Source organism: Algibacter pectinivorans (assembly GCF_900112595.1).
Classification (GTDB): Bacteria; Bacteroidota; Bacteroidia; order Flavobacteriales; family Flavobacteriaceae; genus Algibacter_B; species Algibacter_B pectinivorans.
In genome coordinates this window covers 585,808-608,090 of the sequence record NZ_FOMI01000001.1, presented here as the reverse complement: position 1 = coordinate 608,090, position 22,283 = coordinate 585,808, and the positions used below count along the sequence as shown (strand labels likewise).

Annotated in this window: 15 protein-coding genes; 6 read left to right on the top strand and 9 right to left on the bottom strand. The window is 34.2% G+C overall.

The features are described from left to right. Positions 1–303 (top strand): integrase core domain-containing protein (locus BMY96_RS02745; RefSeq protein ID WP_139205201.1); only part of this gene is annotated, 303 nt, incomplete at its 5' end. Positions 304–340: 37 nt separating this feature from the next. Here BMY96_RS02745 and BMY96_RS02740 read toward each other — a convergent pair. The 3 genes from BMY96_RS02740 to BMY96_RS02730 all read right to left on the bottom strand — a co-directional run bounded on the left by BMY96_RS02740 (position 341) and on the right by BMY96_RS02730 (position 5,275). Then, complete coding sequence (locus BMY96_RS02740) at positions 341–3,229, bottom strand: TonB-dependent receptor (RefSeq protein WP_092848724.1); 2,889 nt, start codon at positions 3,227–3,229, stop codon at positions 341–343. Positions 3,230–3,299: 70 nt separating this feature from the next. After that, entirely contained in the window at positions 3,300–4,598 is a 1,299-nt protein-coding gene (locus tag BMY96_RS02735; protein ID WP_092848721.1) for a hypothetical protein, read from the bottom strand. 305 nt (positions 4,599–4,903) lie between these two features. Continuing rightward, positions 4,904–5,275: a carboxypeptidase-like regulatory domain-containing protein gene (locus tag BMY96_RS02730; RefSeq protein WP_092848718.1), complete on the bottom strand. Its 372-nt coding sequence runs from the start codon at positions 5,273–5,275 to the stop codon at positions 4,904–4,906. A 164-nt stretch (positions 5,276–5,439) separates the two neighbouring features. Here BMY96_RS02730 and dgt point away from each other — a divergent pair, with 164 nt between their 5' ends. Next, positions 5,440–6,780 (top strand): dGTP triphosphohydrolase, encoded by a 1,341-nt coding sequence (dgt, locus tag BMY96_RS02725; protein ID WP_092848716.1) that lies wholly within the window; start codon positions 5,440–5,442, stop codon positions 6,778–6,780. 568 nt (positions 6,781–7,348) lie between these two features. On the opposite strand, the gene BMY96_RS02720 is transcribed toward dgt, so the two are convergent. The 3 genes from BMY96_RS02720 to dxs form a co-directional block, all read right to left on the bottom strand. Further along, entirely contained in the window at positions 7,349–7,927 is a 579-nt protein-coding gene (locus BMY96_RS02720) for a YceI family protein (RefSeq protein ID WP_092848713.1), read from the bottom strand. A 98-nt stretch (positions 7,928–8,025) separates the two neighbouring features. Next, on the bottom strand, positions 8,026–8,607 hold the full coding sequence (locus tag BMY96_RS02715) for a Crp/Fnr family transcriptional regulator (RefSeq protein WP_092848711.1): 582 nt from the start codon (positions 8,605–8,607) through the stop codon (positions 8,026–8,028). A 35-nt stretch (positions 8,608–8,642) separates the two neighbouring features. Beyond that, on the bottom strand, positions 8,643–10,400 hold the full coding sequence (dxs, locus tag BMY96_RS02710) for a 1-deoxy-D-xylulose-5-phosphate synthase (protein ID WP_092848709.1): 1,758 nt from the start codon (positions 10,398–10,400) through the stop codon (positions 8,643–8,645). Between the two features lie 39 nt (positions 10,401–10,439). On the opposite strand from dxs, the gene BMY96_RS02705 reads away from it, so the two are divergent. Beyond that, positions 10,440–10,889, top strand: coding sequence for a nucleoside deaminase (locus BMY96_RS02705; RefSeq protein ID WP_092848707.1), 450 nt, complete (start codon positions 10,440–10,442; stop codon positions 10,887–10,889). Between the two features lie 391 nt (positions 10,890–11,280). After that, a complete protein-coding gene (locus BMY96_RS02700) occupies positions 11,281–11,679 on the top strand; it encodes an endonuclease domain-containing protein (protein ID WP_092848705.1) in 399 nt (132 codons plus the stop codon). 438 nt (positions 11,680–12,117) lie between these two features. On the opposite strand, the gene BMY96_RS02695 is transcribed toward BMY96_RS02700, so the two are convergent. The 3 genes from BMY96_RS02695 to aspS are packed head-to-tail and all read right to left on the bottom strand — an operon-like array spanning position 12,118 to position 15,950. Next, a complete protein-coding gene (locus BMY96_RS02695) occupies positions 12,118–12,354 on the bottom strand; it encodes a hypothetical protein (RefSeq protein WP_092848701.1) in 237 nt (78 codons plus the stop codon). Positions 12,355–12,362: 8 nt separating this feature from the next. Continuing rightward, a complete protein-coding gene (locus tag BMY96_RS02690; protein WP_092848699.1) occupies positions 12,363–14,150 on the bottom strand; it encodes a chloride channel protein in 1,788 nt (595 codons plus the stop codon). A gap of 45 nt (positions 14,151–14,195) precedes the next feature. Next, positions 14,196–15,950: an aspartate--tRNA ligase gene (gene aspS / locus BMY96_RS02685; RefSeq protein WP_092848696.1), complete on the bottom strand. Its 1,755-nt coding sequence runs from the start codon at positions 15,948–15,950 to the stop codon at positions 14,196–14,198. 277 nt (positions 15,951–16,227) lie between these two features. Here aspS and BMY96_RS02680 point away from each other — a divergent pair, with 277 nt between their 5' ends. Then, entirely contained in the window at positions 16,228–18,909 is a 2,682-nt protein-coding gene (locus BMY96_RS02680) for a TonB-dependent receptor (RefSeq protein WP_092848694.1), read from the top strand. A gap of 317 nt (positions 18,910–19,226) precedes the next feature. Next, positions 19,227–22,166, top strand: a complete 2,940-nt coding sequence (locus tag BMY96_RS02675; protein WP_092848692.1) for a TonB-dependent receptor — start codon at positions 19,227–19,229, stop codon at positions 22,164–22,166. Positions 22,167–22,283 lie beyond the last annotated feature (117 nt).

The following is a 22,283-nucleotide window of genomic DNA, read 5'->3' as shown; positions in this document are numbered from 1 at the left end:
CTATTAGATAAAAATGATATTCTACCAAGTATGACAGAACAATATGACCCTTATGAAAATGCTATTGCAGAACGGATTAATGGTGTGTTAAAACAAGAATTTGCAATTGATAAATACAATACCAATTTGGAAATTAAAACTAAATTAGTTCAAAATACCATAAAAATATATAATAATTTTAGACCACATTTATCTAATTATATGTTGACGCCACAAGAAATGCACAATCAAAATAAGGTCAAAAGAAAACAATATAAAAACAAAAAAGGTAGTGATTTTAAATCACTACCTTTAAATTATTAATTCTGTAACGCTATTTCAGGACGTCACAATTTGTCTTTTAAAACTTAAAGGAATATCCAATTGATATTTCGGTTCCTGGTTGTCTTAAAGAAAATATTTGATCTTGGGCTCTAAAAGATTCGAAAGTACTTTCTCTTTCATCACCTAAAATATTTTTAACTTTAAAATCTATTGATGATCTTTTGTTTTCTCCAAAAACAAAGTTAGAAGTAAAGTTTAAACTATGAAATGGTTTGGCATATACGTCTGGGAAAAATCCATTACCAACTATTTCTAAAGATTTTCCTTGAACATTGTAAAATAGTCCAGCTCTTATGTCTTTATCTACAAAATCGTAATTGAAACCTCCATTAATTAAGTATGGAGACATACCTTGTAAACTACGAGTTCTGTCCACAGTTTCACCTGTTCTTAAAACACCTTCAGCTGTTCTTAATTGGTATTCAAAATCAGACATTATAAGCTCTGATTTTGTATAAGACGCATTGGCATTAAATGTTAAGTTTGATAATGACTCTCTAACAAAACCAAAATTTTGACGGAATTCGAACTCTGCACCATACATTTTCGAATCACCTAAATTGGCAACCGTATATTGTGGTGATGAAGAACTTGTGTTTGGCATAAATACAATTTCAATAGGATCTTTAAATGATTTGTAAAAACCACTAACCGCAATCATTTGGCCTTCTTCTCTAAAGATCTCGTACCTTAAGTCGAAGTTGTTTATATAAGTTGGGCTAATAGGATCAAATATAAGATTACCATTAGAATCGAATTTACCAAATGCATTTCCTAAAAATGTATCATTTGTAACTGGGTCGTAAATTTGTGCACTTGAAGCTTCTTTAAAAGAAGGTCTTGCTGTTGTGCGAGAATATGATAACCTTAAGTTAGATTCATCTGTTAAAGCGTATATTAAGTTGGCAGATGGAAATAAATCTAATTGATCTAAAATCTTTTCTCTCGTGTACGCTGTACCATCGTTTTCTTCTCCAGTGTAGTATTGTATGTAATTTTCAGAACGAATACCTAAAACCGTTTTAAGATTTTCAGATAAGTTGAATTCTGCAGAAAAATACGTTGCACTTACTTGTTGTTCGCCTTCATATGCATTAGCAGGCTCAAATGCATTTTCAATATTTAAATGGGTTCCCTCGCCTGTACTTGGTGTCCAAATATTTCCTTCTGCTAGTAACAAGTTAGAGTCTCCATTTGGTACAATTACGTTAGTGTTGGTAAATGAGTACTGGTCAATACTAAAATCTCTAAATTTGTAGTTGTGTGACGCTCCAAATTTAATTTTAGCAGGTCTATTTAAGATGGTTACTTTTTTACTAAAATCGGCTTTTCCAGACCAATTTTCTTCTGTTAAATTTCTCCACAATTGTATTGGATAACTAGAGGCACTAGGTGAGATAAAATAATCACCATCGTCACTAATTTGGAAAGGTGTAATTCTATGGTTTTTATCATATACTCCTGTAAAAGTAGGTGATAATTTCCAATCGAAGTCCCATTCATTGTTTGCACCCCAATTATGATTACCACTTAATAGCAGGTTTGTAATAGAACGTTGTGTGTATAATAATCCATCTTTTACAAGTGGCTCAAATGCTCCAACACCTCCACTAGTATTACTTTGTTGTTCTAAAAAGTTAGAGGTTGACTCTCCGTTTTGTATGTGCAGTAAGTTTACTTTAAGTTTAGATCGGTTTGTTTTATAAGTAATTCCTACTAAACCGTTAAGCAATACATTATTAACGCTTTCTGATCCTGTACTAGTTCTAGAGGCATCTAATTCGTAAATGTCATTTGCCCCAGAAGTAACTCGTCTTGTATAACGACCATCAATTCTTTCGTCATAAAAAGTTACATCATTTTTATAAGAAACCGCAACTTGATATCCAATTTTGTCGTCGTTTTCAAGCGCATATTGGTTACCTAATGTAAAACCAAAATCAAAATTAGCACCGTTAGTAAAATTGTCGGCCTTTAATTGTTTTTGAAAACGATCTGTTAATGATGTTAATAATACTCTATTTTCAAAAGTACCAGGAATTGGTTGATAACGATTTATTGGTAAGTCTCTTGAACCATTATCGTAACCAAAATTGTCTGTTGAGCTGCCATTATATGTAAGGGCATTATCATTAAAGTGCATGCTAGGGTTGTAAGCAGCTCCTAAAGAAATAGAGTACTCACCTTTTGTTGGAAAATCTTTAGTTATAATATCAACAATACCTCCTGTAAAATCTGCGGGGTATTCTGCAGCAGCAGATTTAACTACAATTATGTTATCTATTATACTTGTTGGGAATACATCCATTTGAACAGTGTTTCTATCTGGATCTAACCCAGGAATATCAACACCGTTTAGTATAGATTTAGAATAACGATCTCCAAGACCTCTTACATAAACGTATTTTCCTCCTTGCACAGATACACCAGGAACACTTTTTACAGCAGCAGCAACATCGCCAGCTCCTGTTTTTTTAATGCCTTGAGCAGACATAGCATCTAATAATGTAACAGATTTTTTCTGTATTTGTAATACAGCATTTTCTGTATTTCTTTTAACGCTAGTGGTAATTACAATTTCGTCTAAAGCATTTGATGCTAGCGTAATATCTAAATGAGTTTCCTGTCCATTAGTAATCACTACATCACTAATTTCTTTGGTTTCATAACCAACGAAAGAGAAAATTATAGTGTAAGTTCCAGCATTTAATTCAAGTTGGTATTTACCATCAAAATCTGAAGTCGTACCAGTTGATGTTCCCTTTACTAAAACGTTGGCAAATGCAAGAGGCTCATTATTATAATCACCATCGATAACATTACCGGTTAATATTCCAGTTTGCGCGTTGGTAATATTAAATAAACCAAATGCAAAGAGAAAAAGAACTATTAAAATATTTTTCATGTTTATGATTTATATGCTACTGCTCACCTTGTGAGCAGTAGCATTTATATTTTGTTAAATAAATTTTAGATTAAAAGCCGAAACCTCCCGCAGTATTAGCGTATGTCCAGCTAAGAGCTGAAGTTGTTGCTCCTACTGTTTGGCTTCCTTGTGTAACGGCAGTTGCAGTCGATCCAAAACCTGTAACTGTAACGTTTTCTGCTTTGTTAGCAAAAATGGTTGCTACATCTGTAACACCTGCTGGTAATACAATTTCCCAGGTTCCAAGTGTTATTAAACCATTGTTATAGTTTGTAGCAACACCGTCGTTATCTAACTCAACATCTGAAGAATCTTTAAAACCATAAGCATACACATTGTTTACATGTCCTTGTGCATTACTTCTAAAATCGGCATATTCACCGTTGGCTGTAGTTGTGTTTCCAATTAAAGTTAAATCGTTAATTGTAAATTCACCATTAAGAGATCCTTCTGGACCGTCAATTTCCAAAGCATGATCTGACGCTTCACCCAAAGCTACTACAGCGTTTGTAATGGTACCAGAGTAAGCTTGATCAATATCAAGTGCATCATCACCTTGAGCCCATACTAATACATTTGAAGCATTTACAGTTCCTCCAAAAAACTCAATACCATCATCAACGTTAGCTATAACCTCAACGTTATCGATAGTTGTTCCGCTACCAACACCACCTAGTGTTAAACCGTTAATTTCGTTTCCTTCTCCTAATAAAGCACCACCATGACGAATAGAAACATATTGTAACGTACCTGAATTATCATCATCAATAAATGATTCACCATTTTCTAAATCGGCTCCATATAATCCAAAAGTATCATCGGCAGGAATTCCTTCAATATTAGCAAGACCAGTATCACCAGAAACAGAGATAGAAGCTCTACCTAACATGATGATACCACCCCAAAGACCTCTATTGCTTTCGTTTAAATTTGTTCCAGCTGTTTGACCTGGCTCTATATTATCACTAATAGAAGTAAAAATAATTGGAGCTGTAGCAGTTCCAACAGCATTTAGTTTAGCACCTCTAGCAACTATTAATGCAGATGAAAGTGAATTTGTTCCAGCTTTACCTTTAATAATGGTACCAGCTTCAATGGTTAGTGTAACACCTTCTTGTACTACAACTTTTCTATCTAATACATATACGTTATCAGAAGTCCAAGTTTCGTCAAGGGCAATACCACCAGATACAACTATTGTTTCGAAAGCTTCATCATTATCACCATCATTAGTGAAATTATTAGTGATTGTAGTTTCTTCTATAATAATAGGAGTATCATCACTTTGTAAACATCCTGTAAGTACTAGAGAAGATGCGATTGACAAGGTTAAAAATAATTTTTTCATGAGTTTAATTTTAAAATATTCTTAGTTAAATTTTGTTGTTTTTATCTTGCCGCAAAGAAACTACCGTTTTATAAACAATGTGTTATCTATGGATTAAACAACTGTAATAAAAGTGTTAGGTTAGTGTTAACTAATATGTAAAACATGTACTAAATAATTTACACTCTGTTAACATTAAAATTAATCCTGTGTACTTATTGGGGTTAACTAGTTTTAATAAAAAAGCCCTTCTCTACGTATAAGAAAAGGGCTTTTAAAATGTTGGTGTAACCTAATATGTTAATGTTTAGGCGATGCTAGTTATGCTATAAACGTGATGCTTTGTTATTATTGCCAGCCATTGTTGTTACTAAGTCCTCCAAAGTTATTGTTCTTGCCGACAGCGTTAAATTTATATTTGATGCGTTTGATGCTACAGTAATTATTGTTTCTTTAGTTTCATATCCAATAAAGCTACTTACTAAAGTGTATTTGCCGTTTTTTAAGTTATCGAACTTAAAATAACCTTCATCATTACATAAAACTTTGGCTCCAGTTTCTTTTAAAATCACTGTAGCTAAAGTTAAAGGTTCGTAATTAGATTCTGCATCTAATAAGCTACCGCTTATGGAACCACTATTTTGGGCATAAGATAATGCTGAAATAAAAAATAGTGTAATATAAGTTATTTGTTTCATGGTAGTTATAAAATAAGTTGCAATAATACATTTTATTACAGCTTTAATATGTTACTAAATCATTAAACATAAATGATTAAAATGTTACCTTAATGTTAAGTAATTTACCAACCCATTAAGTCAACAATTTATTATCTTGCCGCAGGTTAATTGAATGAAAAATTATGAACTGGGAGCAACTTTTATCCTTAAAGCGCTTTGGCGACACTAATAAACGTATACGTAAAGAACAAGACGAAACACGGTTGGGTTTCGAGGTGGATTACGATCGTATTATTTTCTCATCTGAATTTAGGAGTTTACAAGACAAAACTCAAGTTATACCATTGTCCCAAACCGATTTTGTGCATACCAGGTTAACTCACAGTTTGGAAGTTAGCGTTGTTGGACGTTCTCTGGGTAGGCGTGTGGGACAAAAACTACTTGAAAAACATCCGTATTTACAAAGCTCACTTGGGTATCAAGCCAACGATTTTGGAGCTATAGTGGCAGCAGCTGCTTTGGCGCATGATATTGGAAATCCGCCTTTTGGGCACTCAGGAGAAAAAGCTATTGGCGAGTTTTTTAAAACCGGCGAAGGTAAAACCTTTAAATCTCAACTAAGTGCTAAAGAATATCAAGATTTATGCGATTTTGAAGGTAATGCTAACGGATTTAAAATTTTAACCGAAGATAGATCTGGGCGTCCAGGAGGTCTGCGCCTAAGTTATGCTACACTTGGTGCATTTATAAAATACCCAAAAGAGTCCTTACCAAAAAAGCCAACACAACATATAGCTGATAAAAAGTATGGTTTTTTTCAGAGCGAAAAAGAAGCTTTTTTAGATGTGGTAAAAGAACTCGGGTTAGTAAAACGAAGTGAAAACCATTTAAGCTATGCCAGACATCCATTAACCTATTTGGTAGAAGCCGCCGATGATATTTGTTACACCATTATCGATTTTGAAGATGGTATTAACCTTGGCCTTATACAAGAAGAATTTGCCTTAGAATACCTCTCTAAAATAATAAGACACACTATAAGGCCTGAAAACTATTACGCTCTTTCAACTAAAGAAGATCGCGTGGGTTACTTACGTGCACTGGCTATAGGGTCGCTAATTAATGAGGCAGTCGATATATTTATGACTCATGAAGAAGCTATTTTAAACGGAAATTTTGATTGTGCATTGCTCGACAAAAGTAAATACGATGCCCAGATAAAGGATGTAATTAAAATAAGTATTGATAATATATATCATTCTACCGAGGTTATCGATAAAGAGATTGTAGGCTACGGCGTTATTAATACACTATTAAAAACCTACACTAATGCCATAAATAATAACTTTAACAATAGTGCATCAAACTACGACAAGCTTATTTTAAAAAGCTTGCCAGGAGCCATAAAAACAACTAATACTAGTTTATATAGTCGTTTGTTGGGTGTGTGCTACTATATATCTTTACTGTCGGATAGTAAAGCTATATTAAACTATAAGAAAATAAAAGGTATTAGTTTTTAAAAGTAATTATTACTGTAATTGGCTAGAGAATTTAATTTTGGAGGTGTCGATAAAGTGGTAAATACAATAAGGTTTCAATGTTGTTTATTGGGTTTTAATTTAAATAATTTATTATTACAATTGTTTTTGCTACGTAACCCTAAACTTTAAAAGGCGCTTTTTTCATATAAAAGTCTATTAATTTTATTTAAGTAAATCTAACTTTATTAAGACTTTTACTTGTATAAACTTTGGATGCTATATAATATATAAATCTAATAACTTTATTAAGTTTTGTTAGTATTGCGTTATATGTTTTAACTAACTCTTGATTGCGTTATTCTTTAAATTTAAAAGTTAGTTAAAAGATTTAATTACTTACTCTTATTAGTTAGTATATATAAATTGGGCTTACAGTTTGTTTACTTTCTACATAATTTACATTTAGTTTTTTTTGGAAATGAAATATTTCTTAAAAATTTTTAATAAAAAAAGGCCCAAACCACTTGATTTAAGCCTTTTTATTGTGATTAGCATGCGTTTTAAATTTGCGCAATAATAAAATAAAAATGAGAGATTGTTTTTATTTTTAAAACTCTAAATCCACAATTAAGTCAAATTCATCGTAAATAGCTTTATCTTTTAATCCCTCAAAGAAACTTGTTGATCCATATTTAACATCGAAGGCTGTTCTATCAATTTTTAACGATGCATTAGCTTTATTTCCATAAACCGAAAAATTAAATGATACTATCTGGGTTTTCCCTTTTATAGTTAAATCACCTGTTATGTTATAAGAGTTTTTTCCAGTTGCGTTTACTTTCTTGAAAACTAAAATTGCTGTTGGAAATTTTTCAACGCCAAAAAAATCATCGGATTTTAGATGACCTTCTAGTTTTTCTTTGTATTCACCTTCTAAATCTGTAGAGGTTATGCTATTCATGTTTATAATAAATTCTCCACTGGTTAATTTGTCTTCGTTAAAATTTAGATATCCAGATTTAATATTAATCACACCTTCATGAGATCCGGTAACCTTGTATCCTTTCCATACAATTTTACTTTTTTCTACTTTAATTTCTTTTTTATTTGGGCCTTCTGTAGTAAAAGAAAATGCCATAAAAGCTATTAATGTTATAGCTGCAATGTTTTTAATTGAATTTTTCATTTTTTTAATTCTTTAAATTGTTGAACAAAGATGCTATAGATAAAATCCTAAAAAAATAAAGTAGATTATAAAATAATGTTAAACTAGATTAATATTTACTACTTGCTAACAAGCTGATTTTTAATTTTACTTAAAAATTCTTTGGTTATACCTAGATAAGAGGCAATGAGATATTGGGGAACGCGTTGGTTTATTTTTGGGTATGTGGCATTAAAAATTTTATAGCGCTCTTTTGCTGGAAGGCTAAAGTTTCTAATAATTCTTTTTTGCGAAGCTACGTAAGCGCGTTCTACAATTTTTCTAAAAAGACGTTCTAGTTTGGGTATTTCTTTGTAGAGCTCTTCAAGATTTTCGTAGTTAAATTGAATAAGTTTTGTGTTTTCAAGGCATTGTACGTTAAAGTCGGCAGGTGTTTGGGTTATAAAACTTCCTAAGTCGGAAGACCACCAATCTTCAATAGAAAACATAACTATATGTTCTTGACCTTCTAAATCTATATAATAAGTTTTGGTACACCCAGAAATAATAAAGTTTGCAGTTTTACAGACGTCTCCTTGTTGCACAATGTATTGATCTTTAAGATAATTTCTTTGAACTATTTTAGATAACAGAATAGTTTCTTCTTTAGGTGTTAAGGTAATAAACTTACTTATGTATTCTAAAAAAGGGTTTTTATTCATTGTTTCGAAAGGCTTAAAATCAATAATAGGTAAAATTAATTAATATGTTTTACAAAAAAAGTGTTCAAGCTTTTAACATCTAAAGCAATAACTTTTTGAAGTTCGTATAAAGTACCATGCTCTAAGAAATCATCAGGAATACCTAGTACTTTTACAGTGTTTTTATAATTATTTATAGAAGCAAACTCTAAAATGGCAGATCCAAACCCACCTTTAATACTGTTGTCTTCAACAGTAACAATGGTATTATAAGTTTTAAAAATGTTATGAAGTAAGTTTGCATCTAAAGGTTTTACAAAACGCATATCGTAATGCGAAACGTTTAAATCTTTTATAGCTTCGGAAACATTTTTGGCAATAGTACCAATACTTAAAATAGCAAGTTTGTTTCCTTTATTAAGGGTAACTCCTGTTCCAATTTCAATTTTAGAAAACGGTTGTTTCCAATCTATCGTTTTACCGCGGCCTCTTGGATAACGTATGGCAATAGGTTGCTCTAAACCTAATTGCGCGGTGTACAAAATGTTGCGGAGCTCCATCTCGTTGCTAGGTGCAAAAATGATAAGGTTCGGGATGCAACGTAAATAACTTAAATCGAAAACACCGTGGTGTGTCGCGCCATCTTCACCAACTAAACCTGCACGGTCTAAACAAAAAATAACAGGTAGTTTTTGTATGGCTACATCGTGTATTATTTGATCGTAGGCACGTTGTAAAAAGGTAGAGTAAATATTGCAAAACGGTATTAAACCTTGTGTTGCCATTCCTGCGGCTAGGGTTACTGCATGTTGTTCGGCAATGCCAACATCGAAAGCACGATCTGGAATTTGCTCCATCATGTATTTTAAGGAACTTCCTGTGGGCATTGCAGGTGTAATACCTACAATGTTTTTATTTTGTTTTGCTAATTCTACAATGGTATGTCCAAAAACATCTTGGTATTTAGGTGCTTGAATTTGGGTAGATTTAATTGGTAAGTCGCCAGTTATAGCATCAAATTTTCCTGGGGCATGGTACTTAACTTGGTCGGCTTCGGCTTGTTTTAAACCTTTACCTTTTGTAGTAATAATGTGCAAAAACTTTGGGCCTTTTACGGTTTTTAAACGTTCTAACGCTTTAATGACTTCATCTAAATTATGGCCATCAATAGGTCCAGAATAGTCAAAATTTAAGGCTTCAAAAATATTATCTTGTTTTTGGGTGCCTTTTTTAACGTTTGTTAAATACATTTTTAATGCGCCAACACTTGGGTCTATGCCAATGGCGTTGTCATTTAAAATAACTAACAAGTTAGCATTTGTAACGCCTGCATGATTTAAACCTTCAAAGGCCATTCCGCTAGCAATGGAAGCATCTCCAATTACTGCAATATGATGTTTGTTATCGCCTTTTAATTGTGAGGCAATGGCCATTCCTAAGGCTGCCGATATTGAAGTTGACGAATGCCCAACGCCAAAAGAATCATAGGTACTTTCTTCTCGTTTCGGGAATCCGCTTATGCCTCCAAGTTGGCGGTTGGTATGGAAATTGTCGCGTCGTCCGGTTAAGATTTTATGTCCGTAGGCTTGGTGGCCAACATCCCAAATAAGTTGGTCTGTTGGTGTGTTAAAAACATAATGCAAGGCTATGGTAAGTTCTACAACGCCTAAACTAGCTCCTAAATGTCCTTCTTTTGTAGCGACAATATTAATGATAAATTCGCGTAACTCTTTGGCAAGTTGAGGTAGGTCTTTTTGGTTTAAAAGACGAAGTTCTTTAGGGTTGTTAATTTGTTTTAATAGACTTTTTTGCACAACGCAAAAGTACAAGAATGAATTTGTATTTTTGCTATCATGATAGAACCTTTTGACGATACTTATTTTATGAAGAAAGCGCTACAGGAGGCTGAAGCTGCTTTTGAACAAGGTGAAATTCCTGTTGGTGCTGTAATTACTATTGATAACAGAGTAATTGCTCGCGGACATAATTTAACCGAAACATTAACGGATGTTACGGCCCATGCCGAAATGCAAGCCATAACTGCGGCCTCTAATTTTTTGGGCGGTAAATATCTTAATAAATGTACCTTGTATGTAACGTTAGAGCCTTGCCAAATGTGTGCGGGTGCGCTGTATTGGAGTCAGATTTCTAAAATAGTTTATGGGGCTAGAGATGAAGCTCGTGGTTGCATTAATTTAAATACCAAGTTACATCCTAAAACTGAAATTTCTGGGGGTGTTCTGGCTGATGAGGCTTCGGCACTTATGAAACGGTTTTTTGTTGAGAAACGGAATTTGAATTAGAGTATAAATTTACACCTCCCTTAATCCCTCCTTTATAGGAGGGAAACTGTTGTCTTAGAAAAATTAATACTTAGAATAATTATTTAGCCCATGAGTTTCCCCTCTAGTAAGAGGGGATTAAGGGGTGTGTATATTATGATATTTAATTTAACTAGTATTAAATTATTGAGTATTATATTTATAGGTTTGAAGAAAATGGGTTAACACCTCCCTTAATCCCTCCTTTTTAGGAGGGAAACTATTACCTTAAAAAACTAATACTTAGAAAAAGTATTTAGCGCATGAGTTTCCTCTCTAGTAAGAGGAGATTAAGGGGTGTGTTTCTAATTAAGAATTTATTTATCCCTAAATTAGAGTTTTATAATTACCACCTGTTCTCTATTTTTAAAATATGAAAATATCTTATAATCCAAAACTTAAAGAATTAGCTAGACAGCTGAGAAATAATTCTACTAAATCTGAAATTAAGTTGTGGACGTATTTAAGAAGAAATCAAATGCATGGTTACGATTTTCATAGGCAAAAACCGATAGATGAATTTATAGTAGATTTCTTTTGTAATAAATTACAATTGGGTATCGAATGTGATGGTTATTCGCATGAAATACTTGAGGTTTATGAAAAGGATGTTATTAAAACAAAAAGATTAAATGAATTAGGGATTTGTGTTATACGATTTTCAGACTATCAAATTTTTAATGATATTGAGAATGTTATTAGAGCTATTGAAGATTATATTTATAGGTTTGAAGAACATGGGTTTACACCTCCCTTAATCCCTCCTTCTTAGGAGGGAAACTGTTACCTTAAAAAAAACTGGTACTTAAAGTAATTATTTAGCGCATGAGTTTCCCCTCTAATAAGAGGGGATTAAGGGGTGTGTATATTATGATATTTAATTTAAGCCGTATTGAAGTCTTTAAGATTGTAATTATAGGTTTGAAGAACATGGGTTTACACCTCCCTTAATCCCCTCCTTTTTAGGAGGGAAACTGTTACCTTAAAAAAAACTAGTACTTAGAATAATTATTTAGCGTATGAGTTTACCCTCTAATAAGAGGGGATTAAGGGGTTTGTTGTTTTAGGATGCTAAATACATGTTAATTGTGCACTGGCTTTTGCTGACTAACCCGCGTTAGGGATTGAACGGTTTGTTTGAAATCCTTTTTGCTTTTCGCAAAAAGATTGAGTAGTGAAAGCCCGACCCTTTAAGGGGGGCGCCCAAATTTTAATACTTTTTACGCTTTTGGGATTCGCGCATTTTATCGAGGTTTTCTTTGGTAAGCATGTAATCTTTCATGTTTTTATCTTTCCAGCTGTAATAGGTGTACAATGGAAATACCACTAAAAATAAACCGGTTACGCCGAAACCTATTAGTTTTTCGGAATATTCGACATCTAGGGAGAACCCTAAAATAATGCTTGTAAATGCGGCAATGGCTAGAATATATATAATGTATTTCATGCTAGATGCTATTGGGTGAAGTTGATTAATTGTTGTCTGTATGCGGTTAGGAGTTTGGAGCGGGATATGTAACCGTAATATTTGCCATTTTTTACCACTGGCAAATTCCATGCGCCACTGGACTTGAATTTATCCATGATGACATTCATGTTATCGGTTTCGTAATTTATAATGCCAGCATCGGCGTGCATGAGGCTAGCAGCGTCTACTTTGTCGTAAAGGTCGGCGTCAAACATCATATGACGGATATCGTCTAAACGGATGACACCTAAAAATTCATGATTATCATTAACGACAGGAAAATGGTTTCTAGACGATTTGGCTACGGCGTTTTTTAGTATGTCGCCTAGTTTCATTTCGGGTTTTAGGATGATAAAATTGGTTTCTACAACCTTATCGATATCTAAAACCATAAGAACGTTTTTGTCCTTGTCGTGAGTCATAAGTTCACCACGTTGTGCTAATTTTAAGGTGTATATGGAATGGGATACGTAGTATTTTGTAATGGCGAATGAAATAGCAGAAACTATCATTAATGGCACAAAAAGCTCGTAGCCTCCAGTAATTTCGGCAATAAGGAAAATAGCGGTTAGCGGTGCGTGCAGTACTCCTGCCATTAACCCCGTCATACCAATTAATGTAAAGTTAGATTCGGAAACATGAAAGTCTAAGCCTATATTATTGATAATTTTTGCGAAGGCATTTCCTAAAACATTTCCCATTACTAAGGTTGGAATAAAAACACCACCTACACCGCCGGCACCAAAAGTGGTGGTCATGGCAATGGCTTTAAATATACCTATGCCTAATAGTAATGCAATAACGATCCAGATATTTGTTAAATCTAAATCGAAAGGTGTGGTGCCAATGGCTGCTAAATGATCGCCTTTTAAAAGGTTGTTCATTATGCCGTAACCCTCACCATAAAGTGGTGGAATAAAATAGAGCATGGTGCCAATGGCTAAACCACCAATTATTAATCGCACAGCTCTACTTTCAAATTGCTTAAAAAAGTTGGTTATGCCAAAAAACACTTTTGAAAAATATACGGATGCTAATCCTGTAACAACGGCTAGCAGCACGTAAAATGCAATATCGTTTATTTCGAATTTATCGGTTAGTTGGAAACGTAACAAAACATCGGTTCCTAAAAACATATACGAGGTTACCACTGCTGAAACAGATGCCAAAAGTAATGGTACAAGAGAGGCAAAGGCAATATCGAGACTAAAAATTTCTATGGCAAAAATAATGGCTGCAATGGGTGCTTTAAACATGGATGCCATGGCACCTGCAGCGGCACAACCAATAAGTAGCATGCGTGTTTTAGTGTTCATTCTAAACAAACGTGCAGCATTAGATCCTAAAGCAGAACCTACACTTACTGCGGGACCTTGTAAACCTACCGATCCCCCAAACCCAGCGGTTAACGGCGCTGTTATTAACGCGGCGTAAATATTGTATCGTGGAATAATGCCATTAAGTTTTGAAATGGCGTATAAGGTTGACGATATACCATGACCAATATGTTTTTTTAACCAAATTTGTTTTATAATATACACCAGGAACAGCCCTATCATTGGGAAAATGAAGTACAACGAGTTTTGATAATTATTAAAAAACTCTAGCTTAAATAGTAAACGAATATAATGCGTTAAGTTTTTAAGTGTTACCGTACCCATACCAGCTAAGAAGCCCACTAGGATACTTAGCGCATAAATAAATTGTTGCTCTGAAATATATTTATATTTCCAGAGCAGAAATTTACGAAGTGGTTTTTTTGTTAGCGATGGCATGATATAAAACTAATAAAAAATCCTGCATAGCGCAGGATTTAATTTTTATGATTTTAAATTAAGTTTTAAGCTTAATTCGGTTAACTGCTCATCGTCAATTGGTGCAGGAGCGTCTATCATGACATCGCGACCCGAATTGTTTTTTGGGAAAGCAATAAAATCTCTAATAGTTTCTTGTCCGCCTAAAATAGCAACCAATCTATCTAAACCAAAAGCTAAACCACCGTGTGGTGGCGCGCCATACTCGAAAGCATCCATTAAAAAGCCAAATTGTGCTTTAGCTTCTTCGTCAGAGAAACCTAAATGTTTTAGCATTATGGCTTGTGTTTGCTTGTCGTGAATTCTTATAGATCCGCCACCAATTTCGTTTCCGTTTAAAACTAAATCGTATGCATTGGCTTTTACTTTTCCAGGGTTGGTTTCTAATAATTCTAGTTGTCCTGGTTTTGGCGAAGTAAATGGATGGTGCATGGCGTGGTAATGACCCGTTTCTTTATCTAATTCTAATAAAGGGAAGTCAATAACCCATAATGGTGCGAATACTTTTGGATCTCTTAAGCCTAAGCGCTCTGCTAATTCCATACGTAATGCACTTAATTGTGCACGCACTTTATTAGTATCTCCAGAAAGTACACAAACTAAATCGCCTGGTTTAGCTCCAGTAATTTCGGCCCATTTGGCTAAATCGTCTTGGTCGTAAAATTTATCGACTGAAGATTTAAAAGACCCATCGTCATTACAACGTGAGTAAATCATGCCTAAAGCACCAACTTGCGGGCGCTTTACCCAGTCAATTAATTTATCTATTTCTTTTCTGGTATAACTATTTCCACCTGGTACAGCAATACCAACTACTAATTCGGCATTATTAAAAACACCAAATTCTTTATGTTGGGTTACTTCGTTTAGCTCGCCAAATTCCATCCCAAAACGAATGTCTGGTTTATCGTTTCCGTATAAACGCATGGCATCGTCGTATAACAGCCTTGGGAATTTTTCAACCTCAACACCATTTATTTCTTTAAGTAAGTGGCGCGTTAAGCCTTCAAAAGCATTTAATATATCTTCTTGCTCGATAAACGCCATTTCACAATCAATTTGTGTGAATTCTGGCTGTCTGTCGGCACGTAAATCTTCGTCTCTAAAACATTTTACAATCTGGAAGTACTTATCCATACCACCAACCATAAGCAATTGTTTGAATGTTTGTGGCGATTGCGGAAGGGCGTAAAATTGTCCTTCGTTCATTCTAGAAGGAACCACAAAATCGCGTGCACCTTCTGGTGTAGATTTAATTAAATATGGTGTTTCAACTTCTATAAAACCTTCTTTTGAAAGGTAATTACGCACTTCTTGAGTTACCTTGTGTCTAAATATTAAACTGTTTTTTACAGGGTTACGACGAATATCTAAATAACGATATTTCATTCTAATATCCTCGCCACCATCGGTTTTATCTTCAATAGTAAAAGGTGGTAATATGGCTTTGTTTAAAACAGTTAACTCCGATACTAAAATTTCGATATCGCCAGTAGAGATATTTGGATTTTTTGAAGCACGCTCAATAACCTTTCCTTTAACCTGAATTACAAATTCGCGGCCTAAATTTTGAGCTTGTTCAATTAGCTCTTTCGAGGTGCGTTCCTCGTCAAAAACAAGTTGTGTAATACCGTAACGATCCCGTAAATCGACCCAAACAATAAAACCTTTATCTCTAGACTTTTGTACCCAACCAGATAGGGTAACTTCTGTATTAATATTTGCAGCTGTTAATTCACCACAATTATGACTTCTGTACATAGTTAAATTTTGATGTGCAAATTTAATGAAATACGCTTGAGTATAAATTTTTATATATGTTTTTTTAAATAAATGATGTGTATTATATAGTTACACAATGCTTGTAACGAAAGTTAATGACGGTTTTAACGGTTTCTTGGTTTTGGGGATATCTTATTGTTTATCTTTATAACTTAACGATAATTAAATGTTTGACTATAAATTTTAGTAAATTCTTATTACGGGAGTGATAATATGTATATATTAGCACTAACTAACTTTAAATTAAAATATGATTATGAGTAAATTTTTGAATTTAAAATTGATGATGTTCCTGTTTTTTTGTGGCTTACCTATTACAATAATAGCACAAGAAGTTTCGGGTGTTGTTAAGGACGATACTGGCGCATTACCAGGGGTTTCGGTAGTTGTTAAAGGGACCTCTACAGGAACAACAACCGATTTTGACGGAAATTATAGCATTAGTGCTAATGTTGGCGATGTTTTGGTGTTTTCTTATGTGGGTTATGAGACGCAAGAAAATACGGTTGCGGGTAGTAAATTGAACGTAACTATGCAATCTGGTGTGGCTTTAGAGGCCGTAGTTTTAACCGGAAATAGATCAAAACCAAGAACAATATTGGATTCTGCAGTACCTATTGATAATATAGGTTTAGATGAAATGCGTAATACAGGACAGCCAACGGTAGATAAAATGTTAACTTATAAAGTACCGTCTTTTAACTCTTCTACACAAGCTATTTCTGATGCGACAGCGCATTTTGATCCAGCCGATTTACGTGGGTTAGGACCAAGTAGAACTTTAGTTTTAGTAAACGGAAAACGTAAAAATCAAAGTGCATTAGTTTATATAAATGATACTCCAGGTAAAGGTGAAGTAGGAGTAGATTTAAAGAGTATTCCTGCTGCGGCCATAGAACGTATAGAGGTTTTACGAGATGGAGCTTCTGCCCAATATGGGTCTGATGCTATTGCCGGTGTAATTAACATGGTATTAAAAAAGAATGTAGACTATACTTCGGTAAATGTAAAATCTGGTGTTACCACAGAAGGTGATGGTTTTAATTTTGGAGTAGATTTAAATACGGGCTTAACTGGCAAAAATGGAGGCTATTTAAATGTTACTGCAGGGTATTACGAGCAAGAAAAGACTAATAGACCAGGTACTCCAGGATCTGATGTTTTATTTGGTGTTGCTGCCGATGACCCAACTTGGGGTTCTTGGTTAGCAGAAAATCCAGATTTAGGTATGACCGTTGGGCAGCCTGAATTAAAGAAATTAGATTTGTTTTTTAATGCCGGAATTCCTTTTAAAAACGATTCGGGAGAGTTTTATACGTTTGGTGGTGTAACCTCTAGACAAGGTAAGAGTTTTGCATTATATAGAACACCATATTGGGTAAGTGATCCGCACAATTTATTACACGAAGCAGGTACGGAATATAATGGATTTCAACCTACTTTTGAAACTGATGTTTTAGATAATAATTTAACTGCTGGTGTTAAATGGAAACTGTTTAATTTCGATGTTGATTTTAGCGGTACTTACGGAAGAAATAGAATTGATTACGATGTAAACAATACGTTAAATATAGATTTAGGTGCCAACAGTCCTACAGGGTTTGATGTTGGGGGATATGCGTTTAGTAACGCTTTAGCTAACTTGGATTTTTCAAGAAGCTTGGGTCAAGTTAATATTGCTTTTGGAGCAGAAATTAAACAAGAAAATTTTTCTGCTAGAGCTGGAGAGCCAGCATCTTATTTCAATCCTACAGGAAATGGAGGAGCGCAATCTTTTCCTGGTTTACAGCCTTCAAACGCTGTTCGTGCCGATAGGCATAACTACGGTGTATATGGAGATGTGGAGTGGGAGCCAACTGATGCTTTGTTAATTGGTGGAGCAGTACGATATGAAGATTTTAGCGATTTTGGAGATAACGTATCATGGAAAGTTAGTGGTCGCTACTCTTTAGGTGATAATAGAGGCGCTTTAAGGGCATCTTATAGTACAGGGTTTAGAGCACCATCTTTACATCAAATCTATTTAAGTAATGTGCAAACTCTTGTATCTGGAGGAACCATTTCAAACCAAGGTACTTTTAATAATGTAGACCCTATTATTAGAGAAGATTTAGGTGTGCCGCAACTTAGTGCAGAAACATCAAAAAATATTTCGGCTGGTATTACTTATAAAATTAAACCAAACTTTTCAGTTTCAGCAGATTTCTATAATGTAAAAGTAGACGATCGTGTATTATTTACAGGAGAAATTGGTTTTGATGGAGACGATACCACTACCAATCCAGTAGAAACAATTTTAAATGATAATTCTATTACTAGTTTAAAGTTTTTCGTGAATGCCGTAAATACTAATACAACAGGTGTAGATTTAGTACTTAACTATACCAATATCAATTTAGGAGAAGGAAATTTATCTGCAACTTTAGCTGCTAACTTTAATGAAACTACAATTGATGGTGAAATTGATACACCAGAATTATTAGCAGATAATGGCTATGAAATTTTTAATAGAAAAGAACAAGCAAGAATTACGTCTGCTAGACCTAAGTCTAAAATTTTATTAGGCTTGGATTATGATTTAAACAAATGGAATTTTATTTTAAATAACACGTACTTTGGTGAGGTTACTTGGCAACATGCTAATAATGGTTTAAATGGAGCAGATTTAGGAAACGGTCCATTACCTATAGATGATGCTGCTTACGATCAAACTTTCGCTGGTAAAATTATAACAGATTTAATAGTTGGTTACGAGTTTAGCGAAAAGATTTCAGCAAATATTTCGGTAAATAACTTGCTTAATGTGTATCCAGATGAAATAGATACTAAAGGCGATTTTGTTACCGATCTTGGTGGTCGTTTTAAATACCCTTGGGAAGTAAGCCAATTTGGTTTTAATGGCACCGTTTTAAATGCAAGCGTAGCGTTTAAATTTTAAAATATAGCGTTTTTTAGTATATACGCTTCAAAATTATATAAACCTCAGGTTTTAGTATAAAGACTAAAATCTGGGGTTTTGTTTTATTCCTTTTAATTTGTGTTTTAGGTTTTGTGTAGTTTAGTTTTTAGGTTCTGACTATCATGTGTTTTTATGACTTGTTTTTTTTCTAAAGCACTTAAGGTATTATTGTTTTTTGTAGTTCAAGTTTTTGCTTAATGTAGTCTGTTAGGTGCATAATATTCTGGGTGTAAGTGTTTAAATTATAATATAATATCCATATATTAGCTAGAACTAATTCAAAATAAATAATAACTATGAGTAAAATTTTACATTTAAAATGTCTGCTGTTTCTATTCTTTTTAGGCTTATCTGGAACAGTAATGGCTCAAGAAGTCTCAGGAACAGTAACAGATAATTCTGGAGGTTTACCCGGCGTTTCGGTAATTGTAAAAGGTACCACAAAAGGTACTACAACAGATTTTGACGGAAACTACAGTGTTAATGCAAAAACGGGAGATGTTTTAGTGTTTTCGTATGTAGGTTACGAAACGCAAGAAAAAAGCGTTTCAGGTACGGTTATTAATGTAACAATGGAATCTGGTGTTGCATTAAATGAGGTGGTTTTAATTGGGTCTAGAAATCCAAGTAGAACTTCTGTGGATACAGCGGTGCCTGTAGATGTTATTGATATGACCGATTTAGCTACAGCTGGTCCACAAGTATCGGTAACACAGATTTTAAATTATGTAGCACCTTCATTTTCTTCCAATACACAAACTGTGGCTGATGGAACAGACCATATTGACCCTGCGCAATTAAGAGGTCTTGGTCCAGACCAAGTGTTGGTGTTGGTTAACGGTAAAAGGAGACACACGTCATCTTTAGTAAATGTTAACGGTACACCAGGACGTGGTTCTGTTGGTACAGATTTAAATGCGATTCCGGCAGCTTCAATTAAACGTATTGAAGTTTTACGTGATGGTGCTGCTGCCCAATATGGGTCTGATGCTATTGCGGGCGTTATTAACATTGTACTTAAAGACAATGTTAACGAGCTTACTGCTGCGGTTACAACAGGAGCTAATATGTCTAAAAATGGAAATGATCATGATGGTGGAACCGATGGTGAAAAAACACAAATCGATTTAAACTACGGTCTTCCAATAGGTGAAAATGGCGGTTTTATTAATTTAACGGGGTCTTTAACAACCCGTCAAAGAACATCTCGTGCTCGTGCCAATAGCGGTGCTCTATTTCATGCGTACAATGCTATAGAATGGCAAGCCTTTCAAGATGGTTTTAATCTATCCGATTTAAGAAACGATTTGGGTGCTATTCAAAATTATGCCACTCAGGTTGGACATTTTGATGCTGGCTTACAAGGACAAATTGCGGGAGCTACAAGTATCGAGGAGTTGTCTGGTTATAATGTAACTACAGGAGAACAAACTACAGGGATTTTATCTGGTTTAGATGTTACCGATGCAGAATTAGCAGCTAGAGGACAAACTAGAAGTGACTACAACATGAGTGTTGGGCAATCTGGATTAGACCAAGGTCAGCTAATGGGAAATCTAGAAATTCCTATTGGAGATGTAGAAAACGAAGCTAAATTATATGCCTTTGGTGGGTTATCTTATCGTCATGGTGATGCTTCTGGGTTTTATAGAACACCGGGACATTCATCAGGTAGAGGAAATACTTTATCTTATATAAACGGTTTTTTACCAAACATTGAGTCTGATATTATTGACAAATCTTTAGGGTTTGGTATTCAAGGGAAAATAAATGATTGGAATATCGATTTATCACACACTTGGGGTTTAAATACGTTTGCTTATAACATTACAAACACTACAAACTTTTATTTACAAGCGTCTTCTCCAACCGAGTTTGATGCTGGTTTAAATGGTTTTCAACAGAATACGGTAAATTTTGATATGTCTAAGTTTTACGACGACATCATGTCTGGTTTAAACATAGCTTTTGGAGCAGAATATCGTGTTGAAAATTTCTTTATTGAAGCTGGAGAAGAGTCATCTTATGCGAAATATGATGTAAATGGCGAAGTTGAAACAGCTGCAGCTGCCGAAGATCCAACCTTACAGGTAACCGATTTTTTTGGTAATCAAGCAACAGCTGGTGCACAAGTGTTTTCTGGGTTTACTCCAGAAAATGCGATAGATGCTAAAAGAAATAGTATGGCATTATATGTTGATGTTGAAGCCGATATTTCTGAAAAGTTTTTAATGAGTGGTGCCTTACGTTTCGAGGATTTTAGTGATTTTGGTAGTACATTAAATGGTAAATTAGCTATGCGCTATAAACTAAGCGATAATACTAATTTAAGAGGTGCCTTGAGTACTGGCTTTAGAGCCCCTTCATTACACCAACAATTTTATAGTAAATCTAATACCCTATTTAACGATCAAGGTGTTGCACAAGAGGTTGGAACGTTTACTAATAGTTCTAGAGCGGCAGCATTATTTGGTATTCCTAAGTTAAAAGAAGAAACATCTTTTAATGCAAGTTTAGGGTTTACTACTAAAATTCCAGATGCTAATTTAACCATAACTATTGATGGGTACTATATTGCTATTGATGATAGAGTTACTTATACTGGTAATTTCTCAAACCCAAATGATGGCTCTCAATTAGCCGATATATTTACTAATCTAGGAATTGGTCAAGCTGCGTTTTTCGCGAATGCTATCGACACAGAAACTAAAGGTTTAGATGTGGTAATTTCGCATAAAGCAAATATTGGTGAGGGCAGGTTAACTAATAATTTAGCAGCAACCTACTCTAAAACCGAAAAAGTTGGCGCTACACAAGGAAGTGATATTTTAACGGAAGCAGGTTTATTAGATAACTATTTTGATGAAGCGTCTAGAGTGTATTTAGAGCTAGCTGTACCTAGAGTAAAAGCAAACTTATCGCATAACTTAGACATAGGCGATTGGAACATTTTCTTAAGAAATGCATTTTTTGGTAGTGTATTCGATACCGGAAACTTAACCGAAGGCGGACATCCTGAAATTGGATCTAATGTGATAACTGATTTAACTGTGGGTTATAATTTTAGCGATGCGTTAAGATTAACCATTGGTGCTAATAATTTATTGGATGTTTATCCCGATGAATTACCAGGATACTTAACTTCAAGTAATCAATTTGTTTACTCACGTCGTGTATCGCAGTTTGGTAATAATGGACGCTACGTATTTGGTAGGTTAACATTTAATTTAAAATAGAACGTAGTAACAGTTTAACTAGACTATGTTAATAATCAAAAAGCCCCAACATTTGTTGGGGCTTTTCTTCGCTATTAATTAATCCTAATGATCTAAGAACAAAAGGATTACTTTAAA